Source organism: Micromonospora sp. WMMA1947 (assembly GCF_027497355.1).
Lineage (GTDB): Bacteria > Actinomycetota > Actinomycetes > Mycobacteriales > Micromonosporaceae > Micromonospora.
The window spans coordinates 87,001-107,760 of record NZ_CP114909.1 but is presented as its reverse complement, the minus strand read 5'-3'; the positions used below and the strand labels follow the sequence as shown (position 1 = coordinate 107,760).

The 20,760-nt window shown below is 71.8% G+C and carries 17 protein-coding genes; 4 read left to right on the top strand and 13 right to left on the bottom strand.

Translation table 11 applies throughout. The features are described 5' to 3' along the window. Positions 1-162: 162 nt before the first annotated feature. A complete protein-coding gene (locus tag O7604_RS00510; RefSeq protein WP_281578526.1) occupies positions 163-1,338 on the top strand; it encodes a hypothetical protein in 1,176 nt (391 codons plus the stop codon). Between the two features lie 28 nt (positions 1,339-1,366). On the opposite strand, the gene O7604_RS00505 is transcribed toward O7604_RS00510, so the two are convergent. After that, the gene (locus O7604_RS00505) at positions 1,367-1,798 is read right to left on the bottom strand and encodes an SRPBCC family protein (RefSeq protein WP_348651015.1); all 432 of its coding nucleotides are present in this window, start codon (positions 1,796-1,798) and stop codon (positions 1,367-1,369) included. Between the two features lie 189 nt (positions 1,799-1,987). Here O7604_RS00505 and O7604_RS00500 point away from each other — a divergent pair, with 189 nt between their 5' ends. After that, the gene (locus tag O7604_RS00500) at positions 1,988-2,887 is read left to right on the top strand and encodes a DUF6745 domain-containing protein (RefSeq protein WP_281578525.1); all 900 of its coding nucleotides are present in this window, start codon (positions 1,988-1,990) and stop codon (positions 2,885-2,887) included. A 206-nt stretch (positions 2,888-3,093) separates the two neighbouring features. Next, a complete protein-coding gene (locus tag O7604_RS00495; RefSeq protein ID WP_281578524.1) occupies positions 3,094-4,356 on the top strand; it encodes a cellulose-binding domain-containing protein in 1,263 nt (420 codons plus the stop codon). Positions 4,357-4,560: 204 nt separating this feature from the next. Here O7604_RS00495 and O7604_RS00490 read toward each other — a convergent pair whose 3' ends face one another. Further along, positions 4,561-5,400, bottom strand: a complete 840-nt coding sequence (locus O7604_RS00490) for a helix-turn-helix transcriptional regulator (protein ID WP_269700920.1) — start codon at positions 5,398-5,400, stop codon at positions 4,561-4,563. Positions 5,401-5,486: 86 nt separating this feature from the next. Between O7604_RS00490 and O7604_RS00485 the strand changes: the two genes are divergently transcribed. Further along, positions 5,487-6,266 (top strand): glucose 1-dehydrogenase, encoded by a 780-nt coding sequence (locus O7604_RS00485; protein ID WP_269700919.1) that lies wholly within the window; start codon positions 5,487-5,489, stop codon positions 6,264-6,266. 6 nt (positions 6,267-6,272) lie between these two features. Here O7604_RS00485 and O7604_RS00480 read toward each other — a convergent pair whose 3' ends face one another. From O7604_RS00480 to O7604_RS00430, 11 genes are all read right to left on the bottom strand, one after another. Further along, positions 6,273-6,971 carry a DUF4386 domain-containing protein gene (locus O7604_RS00480; RefSeq protein ID WP_281578523.1) on the bottom strand — a complete coding sequence of 233 codons (699 nt, stop codon included), beginning with the start codon at positions 6,969-6,971 and terminating at the stop codon, positions 6,273-6,275. 158 nt (positions 6,972-7,129) lie between these two features. Beyond that, positions 7,130-8,218: a hypothetical protein gene (locus O7604_RS00475; RefSeq protein ID WP_281578522.1), complete on the bottom strand. Its 1,089-nt coding sequence runs from the start codon at positions 8,216-8,218 to the stop codon at positions 7,130-7,132. Continuing rightward, positions 8,215-9,351: an SPFH domain-containing protein gene (locus O7604_RS00470; protein WP_348650997.1), complete on the bottom strand. Its 1,137-nt coding sequence runs from the start codon at positions 9,349-9,351 to the stop codon at positions 8,215-8,217. Before O7604_RS00470 ends, O7604_RS00475 begins: the two co-directional genes overlap by 4 nt. A 114-nt stretch (positions 9,352-9,465) precedes the next feature. Continuing rightward, on the bottom strand, positions 9,466-10,476 hold the full coding sequence (locus O7604_RS00465; RefSeq protein ID WP_281578520.1) for a glycosyltransferase family 2 protein: 1,011 nt from the start codon (positions 10,474-10,476) through the stop codon (positions 9,466-9,468). 36 nt (positions 10,477-10,512) lie between these two features. Further along, positions 10,513-12,324, bottom strand: coding sequence for a hypothetical protein (locus tag O7604_RS00460; RefSeq protein WP_281578519.1), 1,812 nt, complete (start codon positions 12,322-12,324; stop codon positions 10,513-10,515). Between the two features lie 88 nt (positions 12,325-12,412). Next, positions 12,413-13,003 carry a DinB family protein gene (locus O7604_RS00455; RefSeq protein WP_269706882.1) on the bottom strand — a complete coding sequence of 197 codons (591 nt, stop codon included), beginning with the start codon at positions 13,001-13,003 and terminating at the stop codon, positions 12,413-12,415. A gap of 43 nt (positions 13,004-13,046) precedes the next feature. After that, the gene (locus O7604_RS00450; RefSeq protein ID WP_281578518.1) at positions 13,047-13,463 is read right to left on the bottom strand and encodes a PPOX class F420-dependent oxidoreductase; all 417 of its coding nucleotides are present in this window, start codon (positions 13,461-13,463) and stop codon (positions 13,047-13,049) included. A 104-nt stretch (positions 13,464-13,567) separates the two neighbouring features. Beyond that, positions 13,568-14,692, bottom strand: coding sequence for an RICIN domain-containing protein (locus O7604_RS00445; RefSeq protein WP_281578517.1), 1,125 nt, complete (start codon positions 14,690-14,692; stop codon positions 13,568-13,570). A gap of 11 nt (positions 14,693-14,703) precedes the next feature. After that, positions 14,704-16,443 carry a family 43 glycosylhydrolase gene (locus O7604_RS00440; RefSeq protein ID WP_281580022.1) on the bottom strand — a complete coding sequence of 580 codons (1,740 nt, stop codon included), beginning with the start codon at positions 16,441-16,443 and terminating at the stop codon, positions 14,704-14,706. A gap of 124 nt (positions 16,444-16,567) precedes the next feature. Next, on the bottom strand, positions 16,568-18,997 hold the full coding sequence (locus O7604_RS00435) for a ricin-type beta-trefoil lectin domain protein (RefSeq protein WP_281578516.1): 2,430 nt from the start codon (positions 18,995-18,997) through the stop codon (positions 16,568-16,570). A gap of 287 nt (positions 18,998-19,284) precedes the next feature. After that, on the bottom strand, positions 19,285-20,598 hold the full coding sequence (locus O7604_RS00430) for a cellulose binding domain-containing protein (protein ID WP_281578515.1): 1,314 nt from the start codon (positions 20,596-20,598) through the stop codon (positions 19,285-19,287). Positions 20,599-20,760 lie beyond the last annotated feature (162 nt).

Sequence of the window (20,760 nt, the reverse complement as noted above, 5' to 3'; positions counted from 1 at the left end):
GGGACTAACGCCTCTCTGGCATGCCGATCACCTCCCGATCCCGGTGGACGCCTCCATTGTGCTGATCATGGCCGGGGCCCGGCATCCGATTTCAGGGGTTCGGCCCGTGGGCCGATCAGCCGAGGGGCACGCTGCTCGGCATCCCGGCCGTACCCTCTCCTGGTGAAGCTCCGTCGTCGGCTGCTCGCCGTGCCGCTCCTCCTGGCGGTGGAGACGACGGCGTTCGCGCTGCTCGTCACCGAGTCCGTGACGGGTGCGATCGCCGCCGCCGGCGTCACCTGCGTGTCGCTGTGGCTGCACCTCGTGCTGCACGAGGGCGGCCACCTCGTCGCGGCGAAGCTGCTGCGCCTGCCGGTCGTCGCGGTCCGTGTCGCGCCCTTCAACGGCTGGCGCAACGAGGTGTCGGTCCGGCCTTCACCGTCGACGATGGCGTTGCCGCTGCGGATGGTGCTGTTCTACGCCGGGGGCCCGCTGGCCAACCTGTGCGCCGCGACGGCACTCGTCGTCGTGTCGACGTCCACCGGTACGGCGTTGACGCGGTTGACGTTGCTCGGCGCCGCGTTCGTCGGGGCGCTGCTCGGCCTGACCAACCTCCTTCCGGGGCGTTCGACCTGCAGTGACGGTCAGAACCTGCTCCGCTGGCTCCGGGCTCCGGCAGCCGCCCGTGACGGGCTGCGGGCGGGTTACTACCAGGAGGAGGTGGTCAGGGCGGTGCGGGCGGTTGCCCGAGTGGGTGGTGACGTCCACCGGCTCGGGATTCAGGCCCGCTCCGGCGACGACCCGCTCCTGGCCCTCGCCGCCTACCAGCAGAGACTGATGGCGGCGCCCACCCGGTCGGCAGAACTGGTCACCGAGGCCGAGCGGCTCGCGGCGCTGGCTCGCGCGGGCCGCACCGATCCCGCCGCCGCGATCGGCCAGGTGCTGAGCGTCCAGTTCGGGTTGTGGTACCTGTACGCCGCGGTGGTGGCCGGCGCGCCCGTGGCACGCCGGGACGTGCGGGAGATCTCGGAACTCGCCCGGATCGCCGTCCGGCCGCAGCCAGGCGCGTTGTCCGCCCGGATCGTGACGGGCCTGGCTCACCTGCTCGACCAGCGACCCGGGGACGCGCGACAGCTGCTTCTCGACGTTCGCCCAGATGCCGAACCGCGCGACCTCTGCGCCGTCGCGCTTCTCCTGCGCGCGGCCGCCGAGTCGTACCTCGGCAACCACGCCGACGCGGACCACCTGCTCCGCGCGGCCCGCGACGACTACCCGCAGTTGGCCCAGCTCGTGACCGCGATCCGGGCAGCCGATCCGGCGCCACCCCTGTTCGCGCCGGTGCCGGTCGCCGGCGCCTGACCGGACCGCCGAGCCGGTGGCGGGCGGGTCAGTCCTCGAATCCGGACGGGTGGGCGTCTCCGACCGCGTTCAGCAGCACACCCTGCTCCAGCAGCGCCTTGCAGGCGCAGAGCACCATGGTGAACCCGCCCATCGAGTCGATCGCCTTACTGACGGCCTGGTCGGCGGTGCCGGCGAAGCCGCTCTCGGTGACCCGGACCAGCGTGGTGTCGCCGTCACCGGGCAGGAATCGCCACTCGACCCGGGTGGGGGACTCGGGATCCCACTCGACCAGGATGCGGCGGTTCTCCTCCACGTCCTTCACTGTCACGACGGTGGAGACGCCGTACATCTCCCAGTCCCAGGTGACGGTGGCGCCGGGTTCCAGCCGGCCGCTGCTCCTGGTGAACCAGAACCTCGTGGTCACCGCCGGATCGGCGAACGCTTCGAAGACCTCGGCGGCGGGCCGGCGGATGAGCATCTGCGCGGTGACGACAGGGGAGCGGGTCAGACGGTCACTGTCCACGAGGGTCACTATATGGCCGGGACGCACCACTATGGGCCACGAGCGGATGACCGAGAAGAACCGGAATTCGCTTGAGCGGTGCCGCGACGTGGGTCAGAGTCGTTGCATGATCTCCTACCGGAAGGGCGGCGACGCCCCGGCGCGATGAGCGCCCCCACGCGGCGCGACGACGCCGCGAAGATCCCGCACGATCTGTGGCAGCAGGCAGTCCGGATCCGCCAGGAATGGCTCGACCACGCCCTGTCCACACAGACGGCCGACCGGCCGACCGCCGAGCGCTGCCTGACCGCCGTCTACGCGAGGGCGTCGCGGCCCCGGCCCCGGTTCGAATGGGTCGACTCGCCGGCCAAGGCACTTTCTCTGGTCAGCGGCTGGCCCACCCTCGACCAGCTGCACGAGCGCGTCCGGGCGGTACGGCCGCCCCGGACGCCGATGCCGGCGAGCGACATCGCCATGGTCGTCTCCCAGCTCCGGGGCGTGCTCAGCGCGGGCGTCGCGCACACCGATCCCGAGCTGTCCCCCGCGCGTACCGGTAAGGCCAAGGAGCCCTGGCCCGAGCTGGCGCCGCTCCGGGCTCTCGACAGCGGCGTACCGCTCGCGGTCGTGCTGCACCAGGGCGTCCGCCGGGCACTTCACCGGAGTCTCGCGCACGGGTTCTACCTGCCGGTGCGTGCGGCGCTCGCGAGCGACGGCCCGGTGCCGGTGTGCTGGTACGGGCAGCAGGACGCGTCCTGGATCGCCTACTACGACGTGCTGCGCCGGCTCGGTCTCGCCCGGTACGGGCCGGACGAGTCCGGACACCTCGACACCTGGGCCGACCTGGCCCGCTCCTGCGGCTGGTGGTGGCCGGGGGAGGAGGTCTGCGTCGTCGTGGACCGGCCGGAGACGATCCGGACCGAACCGGTCCCCGGTGCGCCCCACGACCGGATCCGGCTGCGACCCGGCGGGTTGCGCTATCGCGACGGCTGGCAACCACGGTTGGGCGGCGCGGGTGCCGAGCCGGCTGACGGGGCATCCGTACGGGCGCAGACCTTGATTGGATAGGCGGCGGTAAATAGATTGAGCTCGGGCGTCGCCGAGGTCCGCGAGAACCGGACCTCGGCGGCTGACCGGGCCACCTTCGAGCCGGGCACATCGGTCGTACGCAGCGACCACTCACCGTGGCGCACCGCCGCGCCGCACCCTCGCGCACCGCCGCGTCCGACGAGGACGCGCGCCGCTGCGCCCTGTCCGACGCCGAAGGACTTCCCATGACGATTCTCCGCGCCCGCCCGCTCGTGGCGGCCGTCGCCGCGCTGGCCGCCGTCACCGCGGCCGGTACGGCCCTGCTCACCGGCCCGGCCGCAGCCGCACAGGGCTGCCGGGTCGACTACACCCCCAACCAGTGGCCCGGCGGGTTCACCGCGAACATCAAGGTGTCACCGGGCGACACAGCCGTCTCCGGCTGGACCGTCACCTGGACGTACGCCGGTGACGAGCGCGTCACGAACGGCTGGAACGCCACGGTCAGCCAGTCCGGGTCGACGGTGACCGCCCGCAACGTGTCGTACAACGGCACCATTCCGGCCGGCGGCTCGACCGAGTTCGGCGTGCAGGGCACGTACGGCACCGCCGGCGGCGCGCCGACCGGGTTCAGCCTGAACGGCGTACCGTGCAACGGCGCCGGCCCGACCACGCCGCCGCCCACCACGCCGCCGCCCACCACGACGGTGCCGACGACGGCGCCGCCGCCCACGACCGCGCCGCCCACGACGGCCCCTCCGACCACCCCGCCGCCCACGACGCCGCCTCCCACGACGCCGCCGCCGACCACCCCGCCGCCGAGCGGGTGCGCGGGGGCGGTGCTCTGCGACGGCTTCGAGAACCAGACCGGTCCGACGCCGTCGGGTGACTGGAGCGTGGTGAGCCCGGACTGCTCCGGTGCCGGCACGGCCACCATCGACACGACCACCACGCACAGCGGCAGCCGCGCGGTACGGATCAACGGCGCCGCCGGGTACTGCAACCACGTCTTCGTCCGCACCACGAAGAATCTCAGCGGCCTCGGCAGCATCAGGTACGCCCGGATCTGGGTGCGGCACACCACCGCTCAGCCCACCGACCACACCACGATGATCACGATGGCTGACGCCGCCGACGGGAACCGGGATCTGCGGCTCGGCGGCCAGAACGGCGCGCTGCAGTGGAACCGCGCGTCCGACGACGCCACGCTGCCCGAGCAGAGCCCGGCCGGGGTGGCGCAGAGCGTGCCGCTGCCCACCAACCGCTGGGCCTGCCTGGAGTTCATGGTGGACGGTTCCGCCGGTCAGCTGCGTACCTGGCTGGACGGCGTCGCCGTGACCGGGCTGACCGCCGACGGCGTACCGACGCACGACATCGACGGCCAGTGGTACAACCGCACCTGGCGACCGCAGCTCACCGACCTGAAGCTGGGCTGGGAGAGCTACGGCGGCGGCGCCGACACCCTCTGGTACGACGACGTGGCGATGGGCTCCACCCGCATCGGCTGCTGACCCACCGCCCGCCACCCGCGGCCAGATCTTGGTACGGAACGGCCCCTGTGGGGGCGCTTTCGTACCAAGATCTTCCCGCTTCCCGCGATTTGGAATGCGCATCCCGCACTCTCGCCAAGCTCGGCCCGTTGCCTCGGCGAGTGGGACGTCATGGGTGTCTCGGCGTCCAGTCGACACCCGTGACGTTCCACCGAGCCGGGCGGGTCAGTGCTCGACGGTCATCCGCTGGGTGCCGATCACGGAGAGCAGCCGCAGCGCCTCCTCCGAGGGGGAGCCGGGCGTGGCGGTGTAGATGACCACCTGCTGGTCGCGGTCGGTGATGTCGAGGACGTCGCAGTTGACGGTCACCGGCCCGACCAGCGGGTGCCGGAACGTCTTGCTCAGCGTCCGCGCGCCGCCGACGTCGTGGGAGGCCCACAGGCGGGCGAACTCCTCGCTGCCGGCGAGCAGGTCCGCGATCAGCGCGGCCATCTCCGGGTCGTCCGGATAGCGGGCCGCGGCGGCGCGCAGCCGCCCGACCGAGTGGCGGGCGAACTCGCTCGCGTCCGACACGCCGTACATCAGGTGCGGGCCGAGGAAGGCCCGGCGGACCAGGTTGCGGTCCCGCCGGGGCACCGCGGAGAAGTCCTCCATGAGGGCCGCCGCGAGGTCGTTCCAGGCGATCACCTCGAACGTCGCCGAGGTCACGAACGCCGCCGCCTGCGGCAGCCGGTGCAGCAGGTCCAGCACGCTCTGGCGTACCTCCCGGGGTGGCCCGGGCGGCGGCGCGGGCGACTCCCCGGCCAGGTGGTGGAGGTGGTCGCGTTCTGCGTCGGACAGCCGCAGCGCGCGGGCCAGCCCGGCCAGCACCTCCCGCGACGGACGCGGACCCCGCCCCTGTTCCAGCCGGGTGTAGTACTCGGTCGAGATGAACGCCAGCCGCGCCGCCTCCTCGCGGCGCAGCCCCGGCGTGCGGCGGCGCTGCCCGGCGGGCAGGCCCACGTCGGCCGGGGCGATCCGCTCCCGCCTGCTGCGCAGGAACACTGCCAGCTCACGTCGGTCCACGACCCCAGTGTGCCCGCGTGCCGCGAAGCGTAACCAGGTACCGCCGGTGCCTGGATGGGCTCGGCGACCGCACGCAGGCTTGCCGCATGGACACCACACGGAACACTGAGGGCCTGCTCGCAGGCAAGGTCGCCTTCATCACCGGCGCCGGGCGCGGCATCGGCGCCGCGGCGGCCCGGCTGTTCGCCGCCGAGGGCGCCCGGGTGCTGCTCGCCGCCCGGACCGAGGAGCAGTTGAAGGCGGTCACCGAGCAGGTCCGGGCCGCGGGCGGCACCGCCGAGTACGTGCTCTGCGACCTGGCCGACGCGGCGAGCGTGCGCGCCGCCGTGGACCGCACGGTCGAGGTGTACGGCCGCCTCGACGTCGCCTTCAACAACGGCGCGACGATCGTGCCGCCCGGACCGATGGACCGGGTACGCGAAGAGGACTTCGACCACATCTACACCGTCAACCTCAAGGGGCCGTGGCTCGCCATGGTCGCCGAGGTCGCCGCGATCCGGGCCACCGCCGGCACCGGCGCGATCGTGAACAACTCCAGCGTCGGCAGCCTGATGGGCAACCCCGCGCTGCCCGCGTACGGGGCGATGAAGCGGGCGGTGAACAGCCTCACCGAGTCCGCGGCGATCACCTACGGGCCGGAGGGCATCCGCGTCAACGCGATCGCCCCGGGCAGCACGCTCACCGAGATGATGCGCTCCTGGGACGCGGAGTCGCCCGGCATCATCGACCGGCTCGCCGCCGCCAGCCCGTTGCGCCGGGCCGCCGAACCGGACGAGATCGCCCAGGCCGCCGCGTGGCTGCTCAGCGACCGCGCCTCCTTCGTCACCGGCACGGTGCTGCGGGTCGACGGCGGCGCGCGGGCCTGACCCGGCTCAGACGGTGGCGTCCTGGACCGGGCGGGGCTCGACCGCGCCGGCCGTCACGGGGGAGGGCCGGAAGCCCTTGACGACCAGGTAGACGCCGAGCGAGAACTCCCACACCGCGATGGGCAGCGCGGCGACCGCCGCCACCGGAGACAGCCGGTCCCAGGCGCCGAACAGGGTGCCGAGGTCGGAGGCGACGAGCAGTGGCGCGCCGACGAGCCCGAGCAGCGGCAGCACGCGCGGTACGAGGCGGGACTGGTAGAGCAGGGTGCCCAGCAGCAGGGCGTTCACGGCCGGGAGGAGCGCCTGGCTGAGCAGGAACACCGAGTCGTAGAAGGCGACGAGCGTCCGGCCGGTGACCAGCGCGTCCGGTTCGGCGCCGGCACGCCGCAGGGCGACCAGGGTCAGGATGCTCGCGACGCCGATGAAGATGCCGGCGGCCTCCAGCACGCGGGCGGCGACGAAGCCCAGCGCCCGCGCCTCGCCCTGCCGCCTGAGCACCGGGTACAGCGCGACCGCGGTGCCGATGCAGGCGAGGGCGACGATCACCTCCAGGACGCCGCCGACGACGACCGGGGTGTCCGGCGTGGTGCCGAGGATGTAGTCCGCCTCGCGTACCGGGGCGTACAGCGTGAGGGTCGGGATCGAGACGAAGGTGAGCAGGTAGAACCCGCCCGCGACCAGCGACGTCTTGCGCAGTGAGTCCATCGGGGCTGCCCTTCGCCGCTCGGCCGGTGGTCGTTCCCTCACTCTGCGGCGGATCGGCGCGGCGGCGAATCGGCCGCTCGGTCAGTCTCCTGGCGCGACGCGCACGGGCCACCGGTGACGGATACCGGTGGCCCGTGGCGTTCGACGGCGCGGCGACGCTAACGGCTCATCATGAACGCCACCACCACGGCGACGAGCACCAGCGCGGCGAACACCGCCGCCGCGATCTTCGCGGCGCTGTACGGCCGCTCGCCGATGACCTCACCGGTGCGCGCGTTCACCAGAACCTGGTACGAGCGGCCGGCGTGCAGGTACGCGGCGATCCACACCGGCAGCAGGACCAGCTTGTACGACACGTCGGAGTACGTGGTGTCCACTGCGGACACCCGCTGCTCGTCACCGCCGATGTCGGACCGGCAGTCCTTCTCGATGACCGGCGCCATCCGCGCCTTCGCCTCGGTCAGTCCCGCCTCGGGCTCGGTGTCGTACCGCAGCGCCTGGTATCCGGCCAGGTAGTCGCCGTGGTACGCGGCCGCCTCGGCCAGCGGCCACGGCGCCAGCTTGTCCAACTGCTCGGTGGGCAGGTGGGTGGTGGCGGGCACCAGCACGTCGTCGAAGTCCCGGCGTACGGTGCCGGCGGCCGGATGCCACCGGGTGTGCCGCACCTGCCGGGTCCGCGTCTGCTGCTTGCCGTCGACGGTCACCGTGTACGTCTCGGTGACGTAGTAGTGCTCGCCCCGCTGGCCCTGGTAGTCCGACACGGTCCGCGCGTCGAACGTCCAGTGCGGCAGGTACGTGCCCTTCAGCGTCTCCGCCTCGCTGATCTTCTTCAGGCTCCCGGGCGCGAACCAGCGGCTGCGGCACCACTGGCCCAGGGCCGTCCGCACACCGTTGCGGTCCACCGCGAACGGCAGCACGGCCTCCGGCGCGATCAGCTCACCCGCCCCGGCGTCGGAGACCAGGGGAGTCGCGCAGAACTGGCAGCGCTGCGCCAGCGCGTCGCTCTCCGTCCGGGCGCCGCAGCCCGGGCAGACGAACGTGTGCGCCCCGACGCTCGCCACCGGCTTGCGGGGCAGCGACGCCAGATCCGCGTACGCGTGCTCGCGCACCTCCCGGCCGGCACCGGCGATCTCCTGCCGGTGCCCGCAGTACGGGCAGCTCAGCGCGGTCGTGCCGGGCGCGAACTCCACCCGGGCGCCGCAACCCCCGCACTGGTAGGAGGGCGGTGAGACAGCCGTGTCGCTCATTGCGGCGGAAGCGGCGGCGGGACGCTGGCGAGCACCGACGCCAGCTCGGGCACCTGCCCGGCCGGCTGCCACTGCGCCATCCCGGTACGCCAGACGAGCGTTTCCGCGCCGAGCGCGCCCGCGTTCGCCTGCTCGGCCAGCCCGCCGAGGTCGTACGGACCGTGGCGCTGGCCGCCGACGCCCACGTACCACTGGGCCTGGCCCGGCAGCGGCGGCGGCTCGGCGGCGGCCGGCTGCGCGGGGGCGGGCTGGGCCGGCGCCGGCTGCGCGGCCGCGCCACCGCCCATGGTCCGGGCCATCTGCTGGCCCATCGCCATGCCCATGCCCAGGCCGATGCCCGCGCCCGCCTCGCCACCCGGGTTGTTCGCCGCGGCCTCCATCGCGTTGGCGGCCTGGAAGCGGGTGTACCGGTCCAGGTCGCCGACCGCGCCCATGCTGGTCCGCTTGTCCAGCGCCTGCTCGACCTCCGGCGGCACCGACACGTTCTCGATGACGAACTTGGGGATCGCGATACCGACCTCGGCCAGTTCCTCGGTCAGCACGGCGGCCAGCCGCCGGCCGATCGCGTCCTGGTGCGCGGCGAGGTCCAGCAGCGGCACCCCGGCCGTGGCGAGCGCGCCGCCGAGGCGCCCCACCATGAGCTGCCGCAGGTATTCCTGCACCTCCTCGGTGCGGAACTGCGGGTCGGTGCCGACCAGTTCCCGCAGCAGGCGCGACGCGTCCACCACGCGGGCCGCGAAGGCGCCGAAGGCCCGCACCCGGACCACGCCGAACTCGGCGTCGCGCAGGATGACCGGGTTCTGGGTGCCCCACTTCATGTCGGTGAACTGCCGGGTGTTGACGAAGTACACCTCGGCCTTGAACGGCGAGTTGAAGCCGTACTTCCAGCCCTTCAGGGTGGACAGGATCGGCAGGTTGCGGGTCTCCAGCGTGTACGTCCCGGGCGGGAAGACGTCGGCGATCTTCCCCTCGTTGACGAACACCGCCGTCTGGGACTCCCGGACGACCAGTTGGGCGCCCATCTTGATCTCGTTCTGATACCGGGGGAATCGCCAGACCATCGTGTCGCGGCTGTCGTCCAGCCACTCGATGATGTCGATGAGCTCGCCCCGGAGCTTGTCCATCAGCCCCATCGCAACCCTTTCCTCGGCGCCGGTCTCCGACGTCGCGGGCGACCATAGCAACCGCCCGCCACCTGCGAAAAGAGAACGATTCTGCGCCTATCGGCGCCCACCGATCGGGGTTGCTCAGCCGGTTTCGCCGGCCATCGATCCGCCGGTGGCCGTACGCTGCTCGGGAATCCGGGACGCCCGGCCGGGGGTGTCGACGACGCGCTCGGTCTCCTGCACGAGATAGTGCGGACGGCGCTTCGTCTCGTAGTAGATCCGACCGATGTACTCGCCGATCACCCCGAGAATCATCATCTGGATGCCGCCGAGGCCGATCACGCTGACGATGATGGTGGTGTAGCCGGGCACGTCGATGCCCTTCTCCACCGCGTCCGCGACGACCCAGGCCATGTAGCCCACCGCGATGAGCGTGAGGAACAGTCCGCCGTAGATGGCCAGGCGCAGCGGCCGGTTGTTGAACGACAGCAGGCCGTCGAACGCGTAGTTGAACAGCTTGCCGAACGTCCAGCGGCTCCGCCCGGCCTGCCGGGTCTCGTTGCGGTGCGCCACCACCGCGGTGCGGAAACCGATCCAGGAGAACAGGCCCTTGGAGAAGCGGTTGTACTCCGGCATCGCCAGGATCGCGTTCACCGCGAGCCGGGACAGCAACCGGAAGTCACCGGCGCCGTCGAGCAGGCGTACGTCTATCCACCAGTTGACCAGGCGATAGAAGGAGCGCGAGGCGACCATCCGGATGAACCGGTCACCACGCCGGTCGCGGCGGGCGATCACCTGGTCGAACCCCTGGCGGTAGAGCATCACCATCTCGGGCAGCAACCGTGGCGGGTGCTGCAGGTCGGCGTCCATGATGACGACCGCGTCGCCGGTGGCCCGGCGCAGGCCGGCGAGCATGGCCGCCTCCTTGCCGAAGTTGCGGCTCAGCGAGGTGTAGCAGACGGCCGGATCGGCGGCGGCGAGCCGGCGCAGCGCCGCCAGGGTGCCGTCCTCGCTGCCGTCGTCGACGTACACCACCTCGACGTCAACGTCCTGCAGCTCGGCGAACGCGGCGCTGAGCATCTCGTGCAGCCGCTCCACCGAGTCTTCCTCGTTGAAGCAGGGCACCACCACCGACAACCGCACGGTGCTCACCCCGCCCGGCCTTCGCCCGGGTGGGCGTACCCGGTGTCAGAGACGGTAGACAAGCGTGCCATCGACATCCTCCCGGGTGATGCCCAGCCCGTCGACCGGCCGGGTCTCGATGCCCTCCCACGGCGTCCCCGCCGCGCGGCTCGGCACCGCGACGACCGACCGCACGCCGATCCCACGCAGGTACGCCACGCTGCCCGCGTCGGGGAACGTCGCCACGGCGACCCGCGTCTGGGCCTGGGTGACCGGCTCGAAACCGCCGAGCCCGTTGGTGATCCGGGGGAACCCGTCGGTGGACCAGAGCATGTAGTTCAGGTCGCCCACCCCGCCGGCGGGAAGCACCAGCATCGGTTCCGGCGCGGTCCGCATCGCGGCCGGTGGTGTCGGCACGACCGGGTGCGGCGTGCGGTTGACGCCTTCCAGCGTCACCAGGGCGAGCGGCACCAGCAGGACCAGCGCCGCGGCGGCCCGGGACGCGCGCGCGGCCGCGGGCCGGCGCAACGACTCGGCCAGCGCCGTCACCAGCCCGGCCGCCAGTACGGCCAGCAGCAGGCTGGTCCAGTGCATCATCCGGCCCGGGGTACGCAACGCGTCCCAGCCCGGCAGGAGATTGGACAACGTCAGGTAGCCGGGGTCGCCGTCCCCGCCGAGCGTGGCACCCAGGCCCAGCAGCACCGTGCCGGCCACGCCCAGCCCCAGCGCGACCCGGTGCCGCACCGGGAACGCCGAGACGAACAGCCCCGCCGCGGCCAGCCCGATCAGCGTCATGCCGGGCAGCAGCGCCATCTCCGGTGGCCAGGTCAGCTGCTCGCGGGCGGCGGCGTGCCGTTCCCCCCACAACCACGAGTCGCCGGGCGCGGTGACGAACCCGATCAGCGGCGGGGAGAACATCTTGGTCCAGTCCAGCGACCGGACGGCCTGCGGGTTGAGGTCGACCACGCGCAGGTAGACCAGCCCGAGCAGCAGCGTCACGGTGCCGAACACGGCGCCGCCGGCCAGGTCGGCGATCAGCAGCCGCCGGCCGAACGGGGGCCGCTCCCGCTTGCGCCACCAGGACCAGCCGTAGCAACCGGCCGCCACCAGCACGGCGGCCAGCAGGAAGTAGACGAGCGGCAGCCCGATGCCGAAGCCGAGCGTGACCTGCCAGGCCGCGACGAGCCACCCGGCCACCGCCCAGCCGGGCTTGCGGCGCTCCGGCCGGTAGCCGTGGCGCAGCGACCAGCCGTGACCACGGGCCAGCATCGCCAGCGCCAGCGCGATCCCGCCGCTGGACAGGATGTTCAGGTGGCCCGAGTGCGCCAGCCGCCAGGGCGCGTACGCCCAGGCGATCCCGGCGACCGCACCGCCCCAGCGGTTGGCGCCGAGCTGCCGGGCCAGCGCGTACGCCCCGAGGAACGCCAGCGCGTGCAGCAGCACGTAGAGGACGTTGTAGCGGATCACGGCGGCCTCGAAGCCGGAGCCGAGCATCCCGAACGGGGCGTACCCGAGCAGCGTGTCGCTGTAGGCGTAGGTGTAGCGCTCCGGAAAGAACGTGTTCGAGTTCCAGAGGTTGGCCGGGTCGTTGAGCAGCGCGTGCCCCGACCAGGCGACCTGCCACGCCTGCAACGTCGGGTCGCCCAGGTCACCGGGGATCGTGGTCGCCGGGTGACGCATCGTCGGCCACGTCAGCACCACCGCCAGCAGCAGACTGCCCAGGATCGCCAGCGTCCACTCCGGGTTCGGCCGCCACCGGCGTCTGCCGTCCGAGGGGCGCTCGTCCGAGGGCTGCTCGTCCGTGGGCGGGTCGGCGGGAGGCTGCGCGGGACCGGTGTCCTCAGCGGTCGGCGGGGCGACGGCGGGCCGGATCTTCATGGGATAGATGGTTCACGATGCTGCTGGTCCTGTCGATCCGCTGTCCGAAATATGGTTGAAACTTCCGGCCGGCATACCGGAAGGGCGGCTACGCGAACCGGTCGGCGAGCGCCGACAGCTTACCGACGTACGCCGGCCAGTCGTAGCCCTCGGGAACGTTCCGGTTGTCCCGTCCCAGCCCGACCGTCGCGTCGTGCTGCTCGCGCATGACGTCGGCGTGCCCGGCGTGCCGGGCCAGGTCGACGCAGACGTGCACGATGACATGGTGCAGCGTCACGTCCTGCCGGCCGGGCTGCCACCACGGCACCCGCCCCGGCGCGTCCAGCGGCAGCGTCTCGATCGTCTCGTCCGCGAACGCCCCGACGCGGCGGTACAGGTCGATCAGCCCGTCCTTGGTCTCGTCCTCTCGCGCGTACCAGTCCGCCTGCGGGTCCGTGTCGAACGCGTCGAACGGCACCAGCTCCTCGGGCGTGGGGAACTCGCGGCCGAACGTGAGCCCGAAGTAGCCGGCCTCGACGTTCAGGCAGTGCTTGAGCAGGCCCAGGAAGTTGTTGCCGGTCGCGGTGCGGGGAAGCCGGGCCTCGCGTTCGCTCAGCCCGTCGAGCTTCCAGATCAGGTTCTCCCGGATCGCGCGCAGGTAGTGGTGCAGCGTTGCCTTCGGGTCGTACGGCTCACTCATGCCCGACACTCTTCCGCATGGGTCGGACATCGTGGGGGCGCCGTCAGCCGGTCTGGCTGTTGTCCTTGTGCGCGCCCCACCCGTGCCAGCGCTCGATCTCGATCCAGGCGCTGACCCGGGCGCGGTCCCGCCGGGGGTAGGGGCGCCCGGTGTAGTGCTGCGAGATCCGGTCGATGTCCGCCAGGCCCTCGTCGTCGCGCAGCTCGACCACCCGCCCGATCAGGCTGACGTGGGTGTACCAGTTCCCCTCGTCCAGCACGGTCAGGGAGACCCGGGGATCGCTGCGCAGGTGTGCCAGCCGGCGGCGGCCCTCGTCCATGTTCACCAGGACGCGGCCGTCCTCCCAGAGGTACCAGGTGGCCGCGGACACCGGCTGGCCGTCGCGAAGCGTGGCGATGACGGCGGGATTCGGTTTGCCCAGCATGGCGACGGCGGGCTCGGGCAGCGGCGGCTTCGACATGGTTCGCACTCTACGTACCCGCCGGGTCCGCCGCTGGTCATGCGGCGGGCGACGCCCGGACGGGCTCCCCGGCGGACGCCGCCGGGGAGCCCGTCGCGTGCCGGTCAGGCGCGCGTGCTCCACTGCTGGTTGGTGCCGCCGTGGCAGTCCCAGAGGTTGATCCTGGTTCCGTTGGCGGTGCCGTAGCCGGCCGCGTCCAGGCAGCGCCCGGACTGCACCCCGCTGATCGTGCCGTTGGCGTTGAGGTTCCACTGCTGGTTGGGCTGGCCGTTGCAGTCCCAGATGATCACGCTGGTGCCGTTCGCGGTGCCCCGCCCGCTGGCGTCCAGGCACTTGTTGCCGAGCACCTGCAACTGCTTGGTCGAGGTGTAGGTCCAGCGCTGCATCGTGCCGCCCCAGCAGTCGTAGAGCTGCACCGCGGTGCCGTTCGTGGTGCTGCCGTTCGGCACGTCCAGGCACCGGCCCGAGCCGGCGCCCACGAGCTGCACGTTCTGGTACGTGCCGCCGCTGCTCCCAGGGGTGCCGATGCTGCCGGACACCGACTGCAACGCGCGGTACCAGACCGCGGCCATCTTGTCGTAGCCGGTGGCGGTCGGGTGGACGCCGTCGATCAGGTCGGCGGTGGTCAGCGCCGAGTACTGGTCGACCAGGTGGACGCGCTTGCCGGCGTTTACCTTCGACTGCACGATCCCGGGCAGCGCGGCGTTGAACGTGCGTACCGCCGCCGCCTGGCCGGAGTTGGCGAGCGGGATGATCTGCGCGACGAACACGTCCGCGTTCGGCGCGGTGTTGGTGATGCGGTCGATGAGCGAGGAGAGCCGGTTCGGCGCGGTCGACACGTTGTAGTTCTGCAGGATGTCGTTGGTGCCGATGTGCAGCAGCACCGTGCGCGGCTGGTAGGCGTTCAGCCAGCCGGTGATGTTGGCGTCGATCTGGTCGATGCGCCAGCCGGGGTGACCCTCGTGGTCGTGGTCGCCGAGGTTGCCCGGCCCGTTGAACTGGGAGCCGACCAGGTCGACCCGGTAGCCGCCACCGGCCAGCCGCTGCCACAGGCCGATCCGGTAGCCGCCCGGCACCTGCGTGCCCTCGGTGATGGAGTCACCCAGCGGCATCACCCGGGTGCCGCCGTTGGACTCGGCACCCGCCGGCCCGGCGGGCGTGAGCACACCGGCGGCCAGCAGCGCCAGCGCGGCGCCCGCGGTGAGCCACTTCCTCGTTCTGGTACGCATTACTGCTCCTCTCACGGGCTGGTGCAGGTCAGGGAGGGGATGATCGGCGAGCCGTTGGCGATGAAGCCGAACGTGGTGGAGCCGGACGCGGGCACCGAGCCGTTGTACGCGGCGTTGCGGACGGTCGCCGTGGAGCCGCTGGTGCTCAGCGTGCCGCTCCAGACCTGGCTGATGCTCTGGCCGCTCGCGAGGTTCCATCGCACGGACCAGCCGTTGAGCGCCGCCGCGCCGGCCGTGACCGTGACCTCGGCCTGGAATCCGCCCGACCAGGAGTTCGTGGTGCGGTAGGTGGCGGTGCAGGCGTCACCGCTCGGCGGCGGCGTGGTGGGCGGCGCAGTGGTCGGCGGGGGATCGATCGGCGGCGGCGTGGTGGTCGGCGGGTCGGTGGGCGGCGGCGTGCTCCCGGCGGGGGTGAACCGCCAGTGGTCGATGTTGAACAGCGAGCCGCTGCCGCCGGTGAACCGCAGGTAGAGGTCATGGGTGCCGGTGGCGCCGCTGACCGCGCAGGTCGTGTCGGCCCAGGTCTGCCAGCCGCCGGTGCCGGACACCCGGCAGGTGCCCACCACCGGGCCGCTGGTCCCGTCCAGCCGCAGCTCGATGGTGCCGCCGCTGCCCGCGGAGGCCACCCGGGCGGTGTACGAGGTCGCGCCGGTCCCGAAGGCGACGCCCTTGATCTTGAGGTAGTCGCCGTTGTCGATGAAGCCGACGTTCATCCCGCCGCCGCTGGCCGGCTCGGTCTCCACGCCGGACGCCCAGGCGCTCGTCTCGGCCTCCTGCCGGACATACGGGTTGAGCGTGCCGATCTGCGGCGCGCCGGTGGTGGTCATGTTGATCGTCGGGATCGAGCCGTCGGCGCCGTAGGAGAACTTCTCCACCGCCACCGACCTGGTGAAACCGCCGCCGCCGGGCAGCGCGCCGTTGTGGTAGAAGAAGTACGAGCCGCCCTTGTAGTCGGTGATCCCGGGGTGGTTGGTGAAGCTGCTGCCCTGGGTGGGCATGACGGTGCCGCGGTACGTCCACGGTCCCAGCGGCCCGGGCGCGGTCGAGTAGGCGATGAACTCCGAGCAGCACTTGGCCGCGAAGACCATGTAGTAGAGGCCGTTGCGCTTGTACACCCACGGCCCCTCCTCGTAGAGGGTCGGCCGGTTCGCGTCCCCGGTCCGTGCCCCGAAACCCGCCGCGGTCAGCGGGATCTGGGTCGGACTGCCCGAGTACGAGATCATGTCCGCGTTCAGCTTGACGTACCACAGGCGGGGGTTGCCCCAGTAGAGGTAGGCCTGGCCGTCGTCGTCGATGAACACGGTGGGGTCGATCTCGCCGTTGCTCACCAGCGGGCGCCCGATGGCGTCCCGGAACGGCCCGGTCGGGCTGTCCGCCACCGCCACCCCGATGCCCATCTGGCCGGTCGCCCGCACGACCATCGGCACGTACCAGTAGAACTTGCCGTTGCGGTGGACCGCCTGGCCGGCCCACGCGTCCTGCTTGGCCCAGCTGAACGTGGCGAGGCTGAGCGGCGATCCGTGGTCGGTCCAGTTCACCATGTCGTCGGACGAGTAGACCCGCCATTCCTTCATGGTGAACCAGGTCGAGTTGTCCTCGTCGTGGCCGGTGTACAGGTAGACCCGGTTGTTGTACACGAGCGGGGCCGGGTCGGCCGTGTAGATGGTCTGCACGATCGGGTTGTCCGCCCGGGCGGCGGTCGGCTTCAGCCCGCCGGCGATGGCCGGGGCCAGCCCGAGCAGGGCGAGCATGGTCACCGCCAGGGCGAGCCATCGTCTGGTCCGGCGGTCGGTTCTCCATAGCGTTGACGTCACAGGTCTTCTCCCGGGGTAGGCCGCGCCGCGGCGGATGATGTGGTCGGCGAGGGTCGGGCCGTCACGCCCGGCTCCACTTCTGGCTGTTCGCGCCGGTGCAGGCGGACAGGACGATCGCGGTGCCGTTGCCGGTCCCGCCGCCGTTCGGGCTCAGGCACAGTCCGGACTGGACGCCGGTGATCGTGCCGTCGGTGTTGACGTTCCACTGCTGGTTGGTGCCGCCGTTGCAGTCCCAGATGATCACCCGGGTGCCGGACGAGGTGCCCTGCCCCTCGGCGTCCAGGCACTTGTTCCCGTACACCTGGAGCTGGCGGCTCGACGTCGCCGTCCACTGCTGGTTGGTCCCGCCGTTGCACTCCCACAACGTCACCTGCGTGCCGTTGGTCTGGGACTGGTTCGGCACGTCCAGGCAGCGGCTCGAGTTGGGGTTGAGCCACGCGCCGCTCGTACCCCCGGGGTTGCCGCCCGGGCCGGCGACCACCGCCAGGTTGTCGAACTGGGCGGTCTGGCCCTGGCTGGTGCCGAAGCCGACCTGGCCGGTGCCGAACGTGGAGTCGGTGACGGTGCCGACCGTCGTGCCGTCGATGGTCGCGGTGATGGTGGTGCCGGAGAAGCCCAGCGCGAGGCTGTGCCAGCGGTTGGTGCCCAGCGCCGCGACGTTCCCGCTGCGCAGCGTGGCGAGCTGCCCGGCGGTGTTGTTGCGCAGGATGGACCACGCGCCGGAGTCGGTGACCCGGAGGAAGTAGCCGTTGTAGCGGCCGATCGGGTCGAGGTTCGTGGTGCCGACGCGGCCCATGATCTGGGCGTAGCCGGACTGTTCGAGCAGGACGTCGGCGGAGACGGTGTAGTTGCCCCAGTTCAGGTTGCCGCCGTAGGTGGCCGGGTCGGCGAGGGTCTTCCAGGTGATCGGCGCCTGCGCGGACATCTGGCGCAGGCACATGCCGGCCCGGCCGGCGCCGCAGCCGACGATCTCGAACGCGCCCTGCATGTCCTGGAGGTACTTCGGGATCCGCCCGCCGGCGTAGCTGTCGAAGTCGTCGCGGTACGGCAGGCCCAGCGAGCCCTGGGCCGGGCTGGTGGCGGTGCCCTTGCCCTGACCGGTCGTGGTGGTGACGGTGTAGAGGTGGCCGGGCTGGGCGGTGAACGAGTACGACCCGCTCGACGGGGTGATGTCCGCGCCGCGCACGAAGAAGTCGTTCGTGTTGTTCGAGTTCAGGTTCGTGGACCAGATGTGCACCTGGCCGGTGGACAGCCCGCCGGTGACGTTCATGGTGACCTGCTGGGCCGCTGTGGCGTCCATGGTCTCGACGACGGTGCTGTAGTCGCCGGTGGTGGGCGAGCGCAGCGACACGTAGCTGCCGTTGTTGCGGTTGCCGCCGAGGTAGCCCGAGGCCGAGTCCAGGTAGCGCCAGCCGGGCGCGGTGAACTGGGTGGTGTGCGCCAGCGCCCAGGTGTTCTTGCCGACCGAGTACCAGCCGGACCAGGGCTGGTTGGCCAGGATCAGCCCGACCGTGGACCAGGGCAGGTTCGGGGTGATGGCGGCGATCAGGTCCCAGTTGAGGTAGGCGACCATCCGGCCGTCGATGTAGCCGCGGTTGATGCCGCGCGCGAGCGGCTTGGCGCCGTCGTTGTAGTCCTGCGAGCCGCCCTCGCTGTTCCACAGCGTCTTGCCGGTGGAGGTGGCCGTGGACGAGACGGTGCAGGTGGTCTGCGCGCTGAGGTAGCCGCACGGGTAGTGGCCGCTGAGCACGTCGATGCTGTTGCGCAGCGTGGTGTTGCCGGCCACGGCGTTGGCCGGGCCCCAGCTGCCGGGGTAGTCGTCCCCGTAAATGATCTTCACGCTGCTGTAGCCGGCGGCGTTCAGCGCCTGGCGCAGGCTGATGGTCCAGTTCGCGTCCGTCCGCTTCTCGTTCTGGGCGGCGGTGATGTAGTCCATGGTGAGGTTGTGCTGCCGCGCGCAGCCCAGCCAGTCCACGAAGTAGTTGATCATGTCTTGAGACATGAAGTTGCCGTTGCCGATCCACCCGGGAGCACCCCAGGGCAGGGCCGCCAGCTTGATGGCGGGGTTGCGGGCCTTGGCCTGCTCCATGATCCACCACTGGTAGCCACGGTTGCAGTTGAGATCGCCCCGGACGTGCTCGTGGCTCGGCTCCGAGCCGCTGGTGGAGTTGGTGTCGCCGCCCATCTCGACCTTGAGGATCTGCAACGCGGCGCCGTAGCCGGGCTTGAAGAGATAGTCCAGGATCTGCCCGCGCTGGGGTTCCGGGTAGTCGATCAGCAGCCGGCTGTTGCCGCCGCCGCCGCTGACCGCGCCGACCCCGTCGAACGTCTGGCCCCCGGAGGCGCCGTTGACGGTGATCGTGGTGGCCGCCTGGGCGGGGCTCGCGGCGAGCGCGAGGCCGCGGCCGGTGGCCGCCAGGGAGAGGGCCAGGGCGGAGATGACGAGACGCGATGGTCCGGATCGGACGGACCGGGGACGGGGGATCACCATGACGGCTCCTCGGGTACGCGCGACCGTCCGGCCGGCGGGGCCGGGTGTCGCGAGTTGTGGGTAACCGTCGGTGTAAACGCTAACAAGAGTTGCGTGCCGGTCCCGAGGTGCTGGTGGTGGTGGCCTGCGGGATCGAGAATGTTAGCGCAAACATCGACCAGAGTTAATTAGAGCACATCCCGGCGTCCGGCGGGACCTCACGTTGTCCCGGCCGGTGCCGGGCCGTGGGGCGGCGCGGCGCCACCCCACGGCCCGGCTCCCCGTGCGGGGATCGGTGCCCGGCCCGGTCAGGGGCTGGTGCAGCTGACGCCGCTGGGTGCGGTGGCGCCGTTGCCGGTGGCGGTGAACCCGAACGTCGTCGAGCCGTTCGCGCCGACAGTGCCGTTGTAGTCGGCGTTGCGGACCGACACCGAGCCCGAGGTGCCCGTGTTGACGCCGTTCCAGAGGCTGCTGATCGCCTGGCCGGAGGCCAGGGTCAGGCGTACGGTCCAGCCGTTGAGCGCCGCCGCGCCGGCCGTGACCGTGACCTCGGCCTGGAAGCCGCCGGGCCAGGTGTTCACGGTCCGGTAGGTCGCGGTGCACGCGCCCGGCTCACCCGGCGGCGGCGTCGTGACCGGCGGAGTCGTGGGCGGCGCGGTGGTGACCGGCGGCGTGGTCGGCGGCACGGTGGTCGGCGGCGCCGTGGTCGGCGGCGTGGTGGACGCGAACTGGCTGAAGAACCGCCAGATCTCCCCCGACGTCCAGGTCCGGGAGTCGTTCGGGCTGGACGACCCGTCGACCGGGCTAGGGGTGTGGTCGCCGTCGAACGCGGCCCACTGCACCGGGTAGCCCTCGCGGCAGCCGGAGTACGTGGTGGTGATGTGGGTGAGGCTGCCGCGGCTCGGCTCGCGCGGGCTCTGCGCGGTGCAGCCGTTGTTGCGGACGAACGTGTCGCGCAGCGACCGGCCCATGGAGATGTTCAGCACGCTGTCGTAGGTGCCGTGGATGCCGAAGTAGGCGACCGGCTGGGTGCCGCCGTTGCAGCCGCTGAGGTTGGCGCCGGAGATGACGGTGACCGCGCGGACGATGTTGGGCCGGGCGCAGGCCACCGCGTAGCTCATCGCCCCGCCGTAGCTCCAGCCGAGCGCGAACCGCTGGGACGTGTCCACGCAGAGGTCGTTCTCGATCTGCCGGGAGATGTCGTCGAACAGCGTCAGGTCCCGGCCGTTGGTGTTGGCCCAGCCGTTGTCGATGCCCTGCGGCGCGACGAAGATCGTGCTGTTGTTCGACAGCGGCAGCAGGCCGTAGTAGCCGGCCGAGGCCACGTTGTTCGCCGAGCCGTTCAGCCAGTGGAACCCGAAGATCAGCCGGTACGGACGGTTGCGGTCGTAGCCGTCCGGGATGCGCAGGATGTAGCTGCGGTTCTGGCCGCCGCTGGAGATGGTGCGCGTCCCGCTGGACAGCGTGGGCGCCTTGCCGCAGCCGGCTGTCGCCGCGAGCGTGCCGTTCGTCGACGCCTGCGCTGTCTCGCCGAAGCTGCTGCTGAGCGCGCCCCCGGCCGCCGCCGCGAGGAGCATCGCCGCGGCGGCGATGGATGAGATGAGCGGTGTTCGTTTCGCCATTTGCTGGACTCCTTGCCCTGGGTGGCGGTGCAGGCCGGGCCGTCCGTCGATGCCGACGTCGCCTGCGAAGAGGGCGCGGAGCCGCGCGTGCGGCCGGGGCTGAAGTCGTCCGGTGGCCGCCTGCGTGGCGTGCATCGGCGGAGCGGCCCGGACTGGTCACCG

What these genes read in the sequence shown, in the direction of transcription:
- O7604_RS00440 (WP_281580022.1), bottom strand. Translation starts at nt 16,443, where the DNA reads ATGCTCGCCCTGCTCGGGCTGGCCCCGGCCATCGCCGGCGGGCTGAAG.
- O7604_RS00430 (WP_281578515.1), bottom strand. Translation starts at nt 20,598, where the DNA reads ATGGCGAAACGAACACCGCTCATCTCATCCATCGCCGCCGCGGCGATG.
- O7604_RS00445 (WP_281578517.1), bottom strand. Translation starts at nt 14,692, where the DNA reads ATGCGTACCAGAACGAGGAAGTGGCTCACCGCGGGCGCCGCGCTGGCG.
- O7604_RS00435 (WP_281578516.1), bottom strand. Translation starts at nt 18,997, where the DNA reads ATGGTGATCCCCCGTCCCCGGTCCGTCCGATCCGGACCATCGCGTCTC.
- O7604_RS00505 (WP_348651015.1), bottom strand. Translation starts at nt 1,798, where the DNA reads ATGCTCATCCGCCGGCCCGCCGCCGAGGTCTTCGAAGCGTTCGCCGAT.
- O7604_RS00450 (WP_281578518.1), bottom strand. Translation starts at nt 13,463, where the DNA reads ATGTCGAAGCCGCCGCTGCCCGAGCCCGCCGTCGCCATGCTGGGCAAA.
- O7604_RS00500 (WP_281578525.1), top strand. Translation starts at nt 1,988, where the DNA reads ATGAGCGCCCCCACGCGGCGCGACGACGCCGCGAAGATCCCGCACGAT.
- O7604_RS00460 (WP_281578519.1), bottom strand. Translation starts at nt 12,324, where the DNA reads ATGAAGATCCGGCCCGCCGTCGCCCCGCCGACCGCTGAGGACACCGGT.
- O7604_RS00495 (WP_281578524.1), top strand. Translation starts at nt 3,094, where the DNA reads ATGACGATTCTCCGCGCCCGCCCGCTCGTGGCGGCCGTCGCCGCGCTG.
- O7604_RS00485 (WP_269700919.1), top strand. Translation starts at nt 5,487, where the DNA reads ATGGACACCACACGGAACACTGAGGGCCTGCTCGCAGGCAAGGTCGCC.
- O7604_RS00475 (WP_281578522.1), bottom strand. Translation starts at nt 8,218, where the DNA reads ATGAGCGACACGGCTGTCTCACCGCCCTCCTACCAGTGCGGGGGTTGC.
- O7604_RS00480 (WP_281578523.1), bottom strand. Translation starts at nt 6,971, where the DNA reads ATGGACTCACTGCGCAAGACGTCGCTGGTCGCGGGCGGGTTCTACCTG.
- O7604_RS00470 (WP_348650997.1), bottom strand. Translation starts at nt 9,351, where the DNA reads ATGGGGCTGATGGACAAGCTCCGGGGCGAGCTCATCGACATCATCGAG.
- O7604_RS00455 (WP_269706882.1), bottom strand. Translation starts at nt 13,003, where the DNA reads ATGAGTGAGCCGTACGACCCGAAGGCAACGCTGCACCACTACCTGCGC.